This window comes from Nitrosomonas sp., from assembly GCF_019635155.1.
Classification (GTDB): Bacteria; Pseudomonadota; Gammaproteobacteria; order Burkholderiales; family Nitrosomonadaceae; genus Nitrosomonas.
In genome coordinates this window covers 45,798-59,856 of record NZ_JAHBZY010000002.1, presented here as the reverse complement: position 1 = coordinate 59,856, position 14,059 = coordinate 45,798, and the positions used below count along the sequence as shown (strand labels likewise).

Below are 14,059 nucleotides of genomic sequence, written 5' to 3'. Positions count from 1 at the left end.
CTGCTCTCAATATTAACAACATATTCATAATAGATCACACTTCAAAACCAGCATCTGTGCTTGCAATGCTTGACCTGATAACGTCACTGAACAAAAAATTGTTGTTAAGCTCCGCTATGTTATGCAGTCTGAGCAATATTGCAGTTGCAACAGAGTTGTCGCTCAGTGGGAAAAAACCAGCGGGTAATCAGTTTCTGGATCTCAGTATTGAAGAACTTATGAATATCCAAGTAATTTCCGCTTCACGGCGATCGCAAAAACTGTCGGAAGTGCCTGCCGCCATTTTTGTTATCACTCAAGACGATATTCGCCGTTCGGGTGTGACCAGTATTCCCGAAGCATTGCGCATGGCACCCGGTGTCGAAGTCGCACGCATCGGCACCGATAAATGGGCGATCAGCATTCGCGGTTTCAATGGACGCTTCGCCGACAAACTGCAAGTTCTGATCGATGGACGCAGCGTCTATAATCCGTTGTTTGCCGGTGTGCAGTGGGAACAACAAGATACTTTTATAGAAGATATCGAACGCATCGAAGTCATCCGCGGACCGAATGCTTCTGTCTGGGGCGCCAACGCCGTCAATGGCGTGATCAATATCATCACCAAGAAAGCCGCCGACACGCAAGGCATCTTGTTCTCAGCCGGTGGCGGCAGTTTCGAACACGGATTCGCGGGTGCCCGTTATGGCGGCAAAATCAACGAGGATACTTACTACCGTTTCTACGCCAAAGGGTTTACCCGTGACAACATGAAAACCGTTACGGGGGAAAGCGCCAATGATCAATGGCATTCCGCCAGAGGCGGATTCCGTATCGATCATTCGCGCGGTATCGATCAATTCACGCTTCAAGGTGATATTTTTCACAACGCTTTCGGCGATCACCTGAATAAAACGCAATTAAGCGCTCCCATTATCCAAGCGGATTCCGCCAGGGGTCACAACGAAGGCGGCAATATCCGTTTCCGTTGGGATCGCACCTTGTCCGATCGATCGTCGATTATGTTGCAAAGCTATTATGATCGTGTCGATTACCGCTTATTAACAAGCGCATTTTTTAGAGCGGAAAGCTTCGATATCGATTTCCAGCACCGCTTTCCATTGTTTGAACGGCACGATCTGACCTGGGGCGCCAATTACCGCCTGTATCATAATAAAGTGTTCGATAACGAACTGATTTCGTTCAGTCCCCGTCAACAAACCAATCACATGATAAGCACCTTCATCCGCGATGACATCACGTTGATCCCGGAACATTTAAAGCTGACACTGGGTTCGCGCTTCGATCACAATGATTTTACCGGCTGGGAAATTCAACCGAATGCTCGCGTTATGTTCACGCCGGACGAAAAAAATTCATTGTGGCTGGCTGTTTCCCGCGCAGTCCGCATCCCTTCGCGCGCGGAAAACGATATCCTCTTTAATGCCAGAACATTGGGTGCGCGCGATATACCCGGTTTATCGGCTTTGCTACCTTTTCCGGTGCTGACTCAGTTAACCGGTAGTCCGCATTTCAATGCTGAAAAACTGCTCGCGTACGAAATCGGGTACCGGCATCAATTTTCGCCGCATGCCTCTGTCGATATCGCTGCTTTCTATAACGATTATAGTCAGTTGCGTGACTTATCCCCGAATTTTCAGCAACTATCGTTTCATTCAAACTTTCCGCAACATTTGATCCTGCCGATTTTGCTAACCAACAACGCTTCCGGACAAGCGCATGGCGTTGAAATATCCGCCGACTGGCGGGTAAATGAAAAATGGCGTCTGCAAAGCAACTACAGCTTCATCAACATGCATATCCATTCCGATTCATTGCTGCGGCAATTCGATCCAACCACCGGTAGCGCCGATACCGTCAGCCCTCAGCATCAAATTTCCGCGCGGTCGAATTACGATTTCTCCGACCGGTTGCAATTGAATTTGTGGTTACGTTACGTCAGCAGCGTGGATTTTTATCGCTTACCCGGCTATACCACCATGGATGCCAAACTGGTATACCGGCCAAAAAAGAATGTTGAGTTATTTGTGGTCGGGCAAAACCTGTTTAGCTCTAATCACCGCGAGTTCGTGTCGGATTTTATTCCTTCGTTTCCCACTTATATCCCGCGCGGTGTCTATGGCGGTATGGAATGGCGCTTCTAGCAATGGATATGAAGAAACATAAAATGCAATTTTCCTACAAGCGGCGGAAACAAGGCCTGTTGCATTTTTTGAAATTGAAATACTGCGTATTGCTATGCCTCGGATGCTTTGCAAATTTCGCTGATGCAACCAATCAATCTGTTGACAATCAGTTTCTAAATCTAAGCATCGAAGAATTGATGAATGTTAAAGTAACCACAGTCTCCAGAACACCTCAGAAACTCAACGAAGTCGCATCCGCCATCTTTGTCATCACCCAAGACGATATTCGCCGCTCCGGCGCAACCAGTATCCCGGATGCGTTGCGGATGGCGCCCGGTGTCCAAGTAGAGCGTGTCGGCACCGATAAATGGTCCATTGGCATCCGTGGTTTTAATGGTATTTACGCCAATAAATTGCAAGTACTGATGGACGGCCGCAGCGTGTACTCACCGATTTTTTCCGGCGTATTGTGGGAACAACAAGATACCATGATGGAAGATATTGAGCGCATCGAAGTCATCCGGGGTCCTGCCGCTACATCATGGGGATCGAATTCCGTCAACGGTGTCATCAACATCATCACTAAAAAAGCCGCCGACACGCAAGGTACGCTCTTTACCGCTGGCGGTGGAAGTTTTGAACATGGTTTTATCGGAGCCCGCTATGGCGGAACGATTAATCAGGAAACGCCGTTTCGTGTTTATGCCAAAGGCTTTACCCGAGGCCATACGCAAGCGCTATCGGGAGAGAACGCAAACGATCAATGGCATTCAGCCAGAGGCGGATTCCGCATCGATCATCGTCGCGGCATTGACCAGTTGACATTGCAAGGGGATTTTTTCTCCAATTTTAACGGCAGCACGCTGGATTATGACGCCCGCTATCTCTCACGCAACAATCCCACTGGCGAGATGCGCGGCCATAATGAAGGCGGCGATATTCGTTTCCGCTGGGACCGGACCTTCTCCGAACGTTCCTCCCTCATGCTGCAAGCTTATTATGACCGTACCTTGTCGCAAATACAGCCGCTCGGCAAATTTGACGCGGAAAGCTTCGATATCGACATGCAATACCGGTTCCCGCTTTTCGACCGGCATCAACTGACATGGGGAGCCAATTACCGGCTTTATCACAACAAAGTTTTCGATACCAACTTATATACATTTTCTCCGCGTGAACAAACCAACCATGTAGCCGGAACCTTCATTCGCGATGACATCACGTTGATACCCGACCGCTTATTATTCACTTTGGGTAGTCGATTCGAACATAACGATTTTACCGGCATGGAAATCCAACCCAATGCGCGCCTGATGTGGACGCCCAATCACGAGAATTCCGTTTGGCTGGCAGTATCCCGTGCGGTCAGAACACCTTCACGGGGTGAAAACGATGGCAAAATTGACATTACGCCATTCCTGCCCCCCGCGATCGGATCTGCGTTATCCGGCTTACCTTTTCCGTTATCCGCGACATTGTTCGGCAATCATCGCTACAATTCCGAGAAACTCATCGCGTACGAACTGGGTTACCGGCATCAATTCTCACCACAGGCTTCCATTGATATCGCCGGTTTCATCAACGACTACAGCCAATTACGCGATGTAAGCTTTGGCGCTCTATCGCTCAGCACCGGATTACCGTTACAGTTGCTACAACCTGTTGCGATCAATAATCACGGTTCTGCATTGACTTACGGCGTTGAAGCTTCCGCTGATTTAAAACCCAAAGAAAACTGGCGCCTGCAAGCAAGCTATAGTTTCCTCAATATTGATTTCTCTTCGAATAATTTATTATCACGATATGACCCGTCCGGAAAAGGCGCGGAAAAAGTCGCTCCGCAACATCAATTGTCAGTCCGTTCAAACTACGACTTTTCCGAAAGATTACAACTTAATCTCTGGATGCGTTATACCAGTAACATCGCGCTTTACAACATCCCAAGCTATGTCACGATGGATGCAAAGCTGGCTTACAAACCTACAAAAAACACGGAACTGTTTGTTGTCGGCCAAAACCTGTTTAGTCAGAACCACAGAGAATCCGTCGCTGAGTTCCTTCCTATAATCCCGGTGTATATTCCTCGAGGAGTTTACGCTGGCGTGCAGTGGCGTTTTTAAGGGATATCGGAACAGTGCGCGAGCTGACTCAACAATTTAAGTTACTGAATACATCGATATGGCGATGCATCGGTCGCTTTTTATTGATCATATTGTGTAGCTTCGGCCTCCCTATTTCCCATCCCGTCGCAAAAGCCGACAACATGCTGGAGTATCAGGTCAAAGCGGCTTTTATTTACAATTTCATCGCGTTCACACAATGGCCGGAGAATACCGATCCAGTGATCAATCTTTGCTTGTACGGCGTGGATTATTTCGGTCAAGAAATCGATAAATTACAAAACAGAGCGGTTGGTACGCAATCGATCAAGGTTATGCACATCAATAGCATCAACCAATTACAGCAATGCCAGGTCATCTTCTTTTCCAAATCGACTGACAATGCTTTGGCGAGTATCGTCAATAGCCTCCAGAATCGACCGATCCTGACCCTCGCGGATACTCCCAATGCAATATCAAGAGGTATTATCATCAACATGAATTTAATCAACGAAAAAATCGTGTTCGAAATTAATCTGGCAAATGCGAGAAAATCCGGCCTGGATATCAGCTCCAAGTTGCTGCAATTAGCAACCAAAGTTCATCAATAAAACATTCATAACGATTCACCGGTTTTCACCAGGTTGATTCGGCTTTTTTACTGAATTTAAAAAAAAGGAATTTTGTGCTTCAACTCAAAACATTACATTTCCAAGTCATCAATTATCATGACAAAATAAGCTTATATCATTCATTTTATTGATCTATGACGTTTGTGGACAACTTGACTGTCCTATTAAAATTCGGGTTATCGGTTTTTGTATTGCTTTGGAGCTTTTCCAAAACAGTTCAAGCTGACAACAAACCTCGTATTAAAAAAGATACCGATCAGCTATTGACGTTAAGCATCGAAGAATTGATGCAAGTCGAAGTCACGTCCGTATCCAGGCGCACACAGAAACTATCGGAAGTACCCGCCGCCATCTTCGTCATCACTCAGGACGACATCCGCCGTTCTGGTGCGACCAGTATTCCCGAAGCATTGCGCATGGCGCCCGGTGTCGAGGTTGCGCGTATCGGCACCGATAAATGGGCAATTAGCATTCGCGGTTTCAATGGTCGTTTTGCCGACAAGCTGCAAGTCTTAATGGATGGACGCAGCGTCTACAATCCGCTGTTTGCCGGTGTGCAGTGGGAACAGCAAGATACCTTGATGGAAGATATCGAACGCATCGAAGTCATCCGCGGCCCTAACGCGGCAGTATGGGGCGCCAACGCCGTTAACGGTGTTATCAATATCATTACCAAGAAAGCGGCGGACACTCAGGGTGCATTATTTTCGGGCGGCGGCGGCAGTTTTGAGCATGGTTTCACCGGTGCGCGCTACGGTGGAAAAATCAATGAAGACACACCTTTCCGCATCTACGCCAAAGGATTCACCCGAAGTCATACCAAATCCTTAACGGGTGAGAATATTAACGATCAGTGGCATTCCGCCCGTGGCGGATTCCGCATCGATCATCATCGCGGTATTGATCAGTTTACCTTGCAAGGTGACGTTTTTTTCAATTCGTATGGTGACCGGCTCGATAAATCCGCACTCAGCGCACCTATCATTCAAATAGCATCTGCCAGAGCGCATGATGCGGGTGGAAATATACGCTTCCGATGGGATCGCGCCTATTCGGAAAAGTCGGCCATTATGCTGCAAACTTATTACGACAGGGTTGATTATCGGGCATTAACCGGCTCAATCTACAGAACTGAAAGCTTTGATATTGACTTTCAATATCGTTTTCCTTTGTTTGAAAAACACGATTTGACATGGGGAGCGAATTATCGCCTCTATCACAATAAAGAATTCGATACGGAATTGGTTTCATTTAGTCCCCGCTCGCAAACCAATCACATGGCCAGTGCATTCATTCGTGATGAAATCACCTTGCTACCGGAATATTTGCGGCTTAATTTGGGATCACGCTTTGATCATAACGATTTTACCGGATGGGAAATACAGCCAAACGCACGTTTAATGTGGACACCTAATGAGCAAAATTCGATTTGGATGGCTGTCTCACGCGCGGTGCGCATCCCCTCCCGGGCGGAAAATGATATTCAACTCAATACCCGGACACTGAGTTCAATTCCCGGCTTGCCGATACTGCTCCCGTTCCCGGTTTTGGCACAATTAAATGGCACATCAAACTTCAAGGCGGAAAAACTAATCGCTTACGAAACGGGATATCGCTATCAGTTTTCGCCCCAAGCTTCCATTGATATTTCCGCTTTCTATAACGATTATAGTCAGTTACGCGACCTATCCGTCGGATCGCCATTGTTTCATGCGAGCTTTCCGCCGCATCTGATACTGCCGGTCGAACTGACCAACAATGCTTCGGGAAAAACATATGGGGTGGAAACATCGCTCGAATGGAAGCCAAATGAAAAATGGCGTTTGCAAGGCAATTATAGCTTTCTGAACATGCATATTCATTCCGACTCGGCACTGAAACAAATCGATCCCACGACCGGTAGCGCGGATAAGGTCAGCCCGCGTCATCAATTTTCGATACGTTCCAACTACGATTTCTCGGAAAAATCGCAACTCAATCTCTGGCTGCGTTATGTCAGCGGCGTGGATTTTTACCGCATTCCCGGCTACGTCACCATGGATGCCAAACTGGTGCATAGACCCCTCAAAAATGTCGAGTTATTTGTCGTCGGCCAGAATCTGTTTAGTCAGAACCACAGGGAACTTGTCGCTGACTTCCTCCCGTCATTACCAACAACGATACCACGCGGTGTGTATGCCGGAGTGGAATGGCGCTTTTAACCATGAATAATATTCAAATACCCCTGATGCAATCAGTGACAGCCTTTTGGCAGCGGCGTTTGTTGCAGATTTTTATTCTGGAGCTCTCAACTTTGATTCTGCTGATGGGAAGTTTTGCAAATATGGCCATCGCACAAAATAAGCCTATCGATAGCGAGCTTCTAAGCTTAAGCATTGAAGAGTTAATGAATGTCAAGGTAATCACCGTTTCAAGAAATCCGCAAAAACTGACCCAAGTCGCATCAGCTGTATTTGTGATCACCCAAGACGACATCCGCCGTTCCGGTGCCACAAGTATTCCGGACGCCTTAAGAATGGCGCCCGGTGTACAAGTAGAACGCATCGGCACTGACAAATGGGCGGTCAGTATTCGCGGCTTTAACGGTCGCTTCGCCAACAAATTGCAAGTCCTGATGGATGGACGCAGCGTTTATTCACCCTTATTCTCAGGGGTACTGTGGGAACAGCAGGATACGCTGATGGAAGATATTGAACGTATCGAAGTAATCCGTGGACCCGCCGCTGCGGTATGGGGAGCGAATGCGGTGAATGGCGTCATTAACATCATTACCAAGAAAGCCGCCGATACTCAGGGAGTACTTCTCAGCGCAGGAGGGGGAAGTTTTGAGCACGGCTTCGCCGGTGTTCGTTATGGCGGCATAATCAATGAAGACACGCCTTTTCGCGTCTATGCAAAAGGCTTCACCCGGAACAATACTGCATCGTTATCCGGAGAAAATAATCGCGACCAGTGGCATTCCGCTCGAGGAGGATTCCGGGTGGATCATAGCCGTGGCATCGATCAGCTCACCCTGCAAGGTGATGTTTTTTTTAATTCCAATGGCGACAAAATTAATAGAGCCGTACTCGATTTACCGACAATTCCGGTCAACGGCTATCGTGGCTATGAGGAAGGAGGAAATATTCGTTTCCGATGGGACCGGGCAATCGCTGACCGTTCTTCCATCATGTTTCAAACTTACTATGACCGTATTCGCCAAAAAATATTACCGGTTGTCGATTATGATGCTGAAAGCTTTGACGTTGATTTCCAGCATCGTTTCCCCTTGTTCGACCGACATGACTTAACTTGGGGCGCTAACTACCGGCTTTATCATAATACGTTCTTCGATACTGATGTTATTACTTTTCATCCGCGTACTCGAACCAATCAGCTCATCAGCGGTTTCATCCGCGATGAAATCACGTTAATACCCGATTACTTGCGGTTCTCAATCGGCACTCGTTTGGATCACAATGACTTTAGCGGGTTGGAAATACAACCCAATGCACGTCTCATATGGACCCCCGATGCCAAGAACTCGGTTTGGATGGCGGTTTCACGCGCAGTTCGCACCCCTTCTCGCGCTGAAAACGACATTCGCATCAACGCAGCGCAAATACGTGATTTTCCAGGATTGCCGGCCCTACCTTTCCCGATATTGGCAGTCATCCAAGGTTCGCACAACTTTAATTCCGAAAAGCTCATCGCTTATGAACTAGGCTATCGGCATCAATTTTCTCCGCGAGCATCTGTCGATATTGCCGGATTTGTTAATGATTATAGCCAGCTGCGCGATGCCAGTTTTGGCGCGTTGTCGCTAAGCACGGGAATACCCACTCAATTTTTATTGCCGGTCATGGGCAATAATCAAGCATCGGCATTAACTTACGGATTTGAGATTTCCGCTGATTGGAAGCCTACAGACAAATGGCGCTTGCAGGGCAATTACAGTTTTCTGCAAATGGATATCTCCGCGAATTCACTGACAAAAAGGTTTGACCCTATTACCAGCGGCGCCGACAAAGTCAATCCTCAACATCAATTGTCACTCCGTTCAAACCACGATTTATCGGATAAACTGGAAGCCAATTTCTGGTTGCGCTACACCAGTGATATCTCGTACTACAACATCCCCGGCTATGTCACGATGGATGCCAGAATGACGTATAAGCCGGCAAAAAATCTCGAGCTGTTCGTTGTCGGGCAAAACCTGTTCAGTCAAAATCATCAAGAATTCGTAGCTGATTTCCTACCCTCATCACTCGCCGTCATTCCACGAGGGATTTATGCAGGAGCGCAATGGCGCTTTTGGTGAGAATATGAACCTGCATACCCTTCATCGACTCACCAAATGGCCGGATGGCTTCGTGACACGGAGCATCTGCACCGGGCTGTTGGCCTTCTGGCTCGGCTATGGTCTGCCTGCTACTTATGCACCGGCAAAAGCGGATAGCATCCTGGAATATCAAGTGAAGGCCGCTTTTATCTATAACTTCATCGCCTTTACACAATGGCCAGAAAATACAAATCAGGCCATTCATCTTTGCCTTTACGGTGAGGATCTGTTCGGAAAAGAAATCGACAAGCTACAAAACAAATCGGTTGGCACGCGCCCGATCAAGGTGATGCGCGTCCACAATAGCAATCGATTATCGCAATGCCAAGCGATCTTTTTCTCCAAATCCGTCAATAACACCATGGCGGACATTATCAGCGGCTTGGAAAGTTATCCAATTCTGACGATTGCCGATACCCCTGATGCAATTTCGCAAGGAACTACCATCAACATGAATTTGGTGAACGAAAAAATCGTATTTGAAATCAATCTGAGAAGCGCCAGAAAATCCGGTTTGGACATCAGTTCCAAGTTACTGCAATTAGCAACCAAAGTTCATCAATAGAACTTCGCAGGTCTGCCCGTTTTCATCAGATCAATTCAATCTTCTTGCAACAGAGTTTGAAAAAAAGGAATTTATTGCTTCAACTCAGAGTATTACATATCCAAGTCATCAATTATTATGACAAAGTAAGTCTATATTATTAATTTTATTGATCTATGACGCTTGTGGACGATTTGACTGTCCTGTTAAAACTCGGGTTATTGGTTTTTGTACTGCTTTGGAGTCATTCCAAAACAGCTCAAGCCGATAACAAACCTCGCATTAAAAAGGATGCCGATCAGCTATTGACGTTAAGCATCGAAGAATTAATGCAAGTCGAAGTTACGTCCGTGTCCAGGCGCGCGCAGAAACTATCGGAAACCCCTTCGGCTATTTTTGTCATCACTCAGGATGACATCCGCCGTTCCGGCGTTACCAGTATTCCAGAAGTGTTACGCATGGCGCCCGGTGTGGATGTCGCGCGCGTCGGCACCGACAAGTGGTCGATCAGTATCCGCGGCTTCAATGGTCGATTTGCCAACAAACTACAGGTATTGATCGATGGCCGCAGCGTTTACACGCCATTGTTCTCGGGCGTCATCTGGAGTCAGCAAGATACGCTGTTGGAAGATGTCGAACGCATCGAAGTCATCCGCGGTCCTGGCGCCACTGTCTGGGGCGTCAACGCAGTCAACGGCGTGATTAACATCATCACCAAAAAAGCTGCTGATACGCAAGGCTTACTGTTTACAGCCGGCGGCGGCAGCTTCGAGCAGGGTTTTGTCGGTGCGCGCTACGGCGGCATGCTCGGTGAGAACACGCCGTTTCGCATTTATACCAAAGCTTTCAGCCGCGATCACAGTCACACTCTCTCGGGAACCAGTACGCATGATAGCTGGCAATCGGTCAGAACCGGTTTCCGTATCGACCATACTCAGGGGATCGATCAACTGACCCTGCAAGGTGATATTTTTGCGAACCGCATCGGCGACAGTCTGATGCAGCCTTCATTGATAGCGCCTTTTTCCCGTTTGGACGTTGTCGATACCACAGAAAAAGGCGGCAACATTCGCTTACGCTGGGATCGTACTTTCTCCGAAAAATCATCCATCATGCTGCAAACCTACTACGATCGCGTGCATAATCAGCTAGCGCCTTGGACAAAATACGCGGAGAGTTTTGATGTCGATTTCCAGCATCGACTGCCACTGCTTCAACGACACGATGTCACTTGGGGTCTCAATTACCGCTTATATAACAACAAAGTTACAGAAACAATGTTGACCGCTTTCACCCCGGCGCAACGCACCAATCACAATTTTAGCGCTTTCATTCGTGACGACATCATGCTGTTACCGGACAAATTGGTTTTATCGCTCGGCACCCGACTCGATCACAATGATTTCACCGGCCTGGAAGTACAACCCAATGGACGCCTGATGTTTACACCGGATCCGCAAAACTCGATGTGGCTATCGATATCGCGCGCGGTGCGGATTCCATCGCGCGGTGAAAATGATGTCACGATTGCCGGACGCGTAGTACCAGGACTGCCCGGTATGCCGGCATTCCCGGTACCGGTATTAATGGCGGTGCAAGGCAATCATCACTACCAAGCCGAGAAACTGATCGCTTACGAATTGGGCTACCGCCGCCGCATAACTGAAAATGCATCGGTCGATTTAGCCGGCTTCTTCAACGATTACAGTCAATTAAGGGATTTTCGTTTCGGCCCGATGGTACCCGGTACTGGTCCGATACCGTATTTGGTATTGCCGGTCGTCTTCAGTAACGACACCACCGCGCATTCGTACGGTTTTGAATCCTCAGTCGACTGGCGGCCTCGTGACAATTGGCGCTTGCAAGGCAGTTATTCATTTTTGCACATCAATACCGCTTCGAATCCCGAATTTCGTCAACTGGATTCATCTTCCGCCGGCGCTCACAAAGCCAACCCAAGCCATCAGTTATCAGTGAGATCGCACTATGATTTTTCCGAGAAACTCCAGCTGAATCTATGGCTGCGCTACGTCAGCGGTCTCGCATTCTTCAATATTCCAGGCTATGTCACCATGGATACCAAGCTCACGTGGAAGCCCATCAAGAATGCTGAAGTTTTCGTAGTCGGACAAAATTTGTTCAGTCAGTACCATCGAGAATCGCAATCCGATTTTATTCCGTCCTTAGCTACTTTTGTGCAGAGGGGTGTTTATGCCGGTGTCGAATGGAGATACTAATGCCATATAGGTATTTCAGTACATGGCTGCTACCGATAGCACCGGGGATAAGATTACCCGCGTTGCGAATGGCTTTCATAGGGGCATGGCTGATAATAATTTGTAGCAGTTCGGCAGTTGCGCAAAACAAACCGCTTGACAATCAATTTCTCAATCTCAGTATCGAGGAATTGATGAACGTCAAGGTAACCACGGTATCAAGAGCCCCTGAAAAGCTGACTCAAGTTGCGTCGGCTATCTTTGTCATTACGCAAGATGATATTCGCCGTTCCGGCGCAACCAATATCCCCGATGCATTGCGGATGGCGCCTGGTGTACAAGTAGAACGCGTCGGCACCGATAAATGGGCGGTCAGTATTCGCGGCTTTAACGGCGTATACGCCAACAAATTGCAAGTGCTCATGGACGGTCGCAGCGTCTACTCGCCGATTTTCTCCGGCGTATTGTGGGAACAGCAGGATACTTTGATGGAAGACATCGAACGCATCGAAGTGATTCGAGGTCCGGCTGCGACTTCTTGGGGCGCCAATGCGGTTAACGGTGTCATCAATATCATTACCAAAAAAGCCGCGGATACCCAAGGTACACTCTTTACCGCTGGAGGTGGCAGCTTTGAACGCGGTTTTATGGGCGCTCGCTACGGCGGAAAAATCAACGATGAAACGCCTTTCCGGGTTTACGCCAAGGGATTCACCCGCGATCAAACGCAGGCGGTTGCCGGTGAGCATGCCAACGATCAATGGCACTCCGCCCGTGGCGGGTTCCGCGTCGATCATCAACGCGGCATCGATCAATTTGCATTGCAAGGCGATGTTTTCTTCAATTTTGACGGCAGCACGTTGGATTATGACGCGCGCTATCTTTCAACATCCCCTAACAGTCAGATGCGAGGGCACAACGAAGGCGGGAATATCCGCTTCCGCTGGGACCGGACGTTCTCCGAACGATCGTCTTTCATGCTGCAAACCTATTACGACCGGAATCTTTCGCAACTCTTGCCAATCGGCAAATTTGACGCCGAAAGTTTCGACATCGATCTGCAATACCGATTCCCATTGTTCGACCGTCATCAACTTACTTGGGGCGCGAATTACCGGCTCTATCATAACAAGGTATTCGATACGCCCTTATTGACGTTTTCTCCGCGTGACCGGACTAATCACTTGATTGGCACCTTTATCCGCGATGACATCACGCTGATACCGGATCGTCTGTTGTTCACCATCGGCAGCCGGTTTGAGCACAACGACTTCACTGGCATGGAAATACAGCCGAATGCACGGCTGATGTGGACACCGAATCACGAGAATTCAGTTTGGCTAGCCGTGTCCCGCGCTGTCCGCACACCATCGCGCGCGGAAAATGATAGCCGGATCGATATTACGTCTTTCATACCCACCGCGTCCGAATCGATTTTATCCCAGTTGCCCTTCCCGATTTCAACAACACTGTTCGGCAACAGTCACTACAATTCGGAAAAACTGATCGCATATGAATTGGGATATCGACACCAATTTTCTCCGCAAGCGTCCATCGACATCACCGGTTTTGCTAATGACTACAGCCAATTACGCGATGTCTCCTTTGGCGTATTCTCTCTAAGCACCGGCTTACCGTTGCGATTGTTGCAACCGGTATTTGTTAATAACCAGGGATCGGCCTTAACGTACGGCGTGGAAACTTCGATCGACCTCAAACCGAGAGAAAACTGGCGCGTGCAAACCAGCTACAGTTTCCTCAATATTGATTTCTCTTCGGATAATCCACTTACAAATTCTAACCCAACCACCGGAGGATCCAAAAAAGCAAACCCTCAGCATCAATTATCAGTCCGCTCCAATTATGACTTTTCCGATAAATTACAACTAAACCTGTGGTTGCGCTATACCAGCGAAATCGCTTTCTACCGGATTCCGAGCTATGTCACGATGGATGCCAAACTGGCCTATAGACCGGTAAAAAATACGGAGCTGTTCATCGTAGGTCAAAACTTGTTCCGCCAGCATCACCAGGAACTGACCTCCGATTTTATTCCATTGGTACCCGCGTCCATTCCGCGCGGAGTTTTCGCCGGCGTGCAGTGGCGTTTCTGATGAGAGC

At 48.1% G+C, this 14,059-nt stretch carries 8 protein-coding genes; all 8 read left to right on the top strand.

The genetic code is table 11. The features are described 5' to 3' along the window. The first annotated feature begins 65 nt into the window (after window positions 1-65). The 8 genes from KF839_RS01865 (at window position 66) to KF839_RS01830 (ending at window position 14,052) form a co-directional block, all read left to right on the top strand. Window positions 66-2,144 carry a TOL_0244 family TonB-dependent receptor gene (locus tag KF839_RS01865; RefSeq protein WP_292916121.1) on the top strand — a complete coding sequence of 693 codons (2,079 nt, stop codon included), beginning with the start codon at window positions 66-68 and terminating at the stop codon, window positions 2,142-2,144. Window positions 2,145-2,152: 8 nt separating this feature from the next. Then, the gene (locus KF839_RS01860) at window positions 2,153-4,246 is read left to right on the top strand and encodes a TonB-dependent receptor plug domain-containing protein (protein ID WP_292916120.1); all 2,094 of its coding nucleotides are present in this window, start codon (window positions 2,153-2,155) and stop codon (window positions 4,244-4,246) included. A gap of 14 nt (window positions 4,247-4,260) precedes the next feature. After that, window positions 4,261-4,836 carry a YfiR family protein gene (locus KF839_RS01855; protein WP_292916119.1) on the top strand — a complete coding sequence of 192 codons (576 nt, stop codon included), beginning with the start codon at window positions 4,261-4,263 and terminating at the stop codon, window positions 4,834-4,836. Between the two features lie 155 nt (window positions 4,837-4,991). Further along, window positions 4,992-7,058 (top strand): TonB-dependent receptor plug domain-containing protein, encoded by a 2,067-nt coding sequence (locus KF839_RS01850; RefSeq protein WP_292916118.1) that lies wholly within the window; start codon window positions 4,992-4,994, stop codon window positions 7,056-7,058. A 2-nt stretch (window positions 7,059-7,060) separates the two neighbouring features. Beyond that, on the top strand, window positions 7,061-9,157 hold the full coding sequence (locus KF839_RS01845; protein ID WP_292916117.1) for a TOL_0244 family TonB-dependent receptor: 2,097 nt from the start codon (window positions 7,061-7,063) through the stop codon (window positions 9,155-9,157). Next, on the top strand, window positions 9,129-9,743 hold the full coding sequence (locus KF839_RS01840; RefSeq protein WP_292916116.1) for a YfiR family protein: 615 nt from the start codon (window positions 9,129-9,131) through the stop codon (window positions 9,741-9,743). The genes KF839_RS01845 and KF839_RS01840 overlap by 29 nt, the downstream gene beginning before the upstream one ends. Window positions 9,744-9,898: 155 nt before the next feature. Then, entirely contained in the window at window positions 9,899-11,959 is a 2,061-nt protein-coding gene (locus tag KF839_RS01835) for a TonB-dependent receptor plug domain-containing protein (RefSeq protein WP_292916115.1), read from the top strand. Next, window positions 11,959-14,052: a TonB-dependent receptor plug domain-containing protein gene (locus tag KF839_RS01830; RefSeq protein ID WP_292916114.1), complete on the top strand. Its 2,094-nt coding sequence runs from the start codon at window positions 11,959-11,961 to the stop codon at window positions 14,050-14,052. Before KF839_RS01835 ends, KF839_RS01830 begins: the two co-directional genes overlap by 1 nt. Window positions 14,053-14,059 lie beyond the last annotated feature (7 nt).

What these genes read in the sequence shown, in the direction of transcription:
- KF839_RS01865 (WP_292916121.1), top strand. Translation starts at nt 66, where the DNA reads ATGCTTGACCTGATAACGTCACTGAACAAAAAATTGTTGTTAAGCTCC.
- KF839_RS01860 (WP_292916120.1), top strand. Translation starts at nt 2,153, where the DNA reads ATGAAGAAACATAAAATGCAATTTTCCTACAAGCGGCGGAAACAAGGC.
- KF839_RS01850 (WP_292916118.1), top strand. Translation starts at nt 4,992, where the DNA reads ATGACGTTTGTGGACAACTTGACTGTCCTATTAAAATTCGGGTTATCG.
- KF839_RS01845 (WP_292916117.1), top strand. Translation starts at nt 7,061, where the DNA reads ATGAATAATATTCAAATACCCCTGATGCAATCAGTGACAGCCTTTTGG.
- KF839_RS01840 (WP_292916116.1), top strand. Translation starts at nt 9,129, where the DNA reads ATGCAGGAGCGCAATGGCGCTTTTGGTGAGAATATGAACCTGCATACC.
- KF839_RS01835 (WP_292916115.1), top strand. Translation starts at nt 9,899, where the DNA reads ATGACGCTTGTGGACGATTTGACTGTCCTGTTAAAACTCGGGTTATTG.
- KF839_RS01830 (WP_292916114.1), top strand. Translation starts at nt 11,959, where the DNA reads ATGCCATATAGGTATTTCAGTACATGGCTGCTACCGATAGCACCGGGG.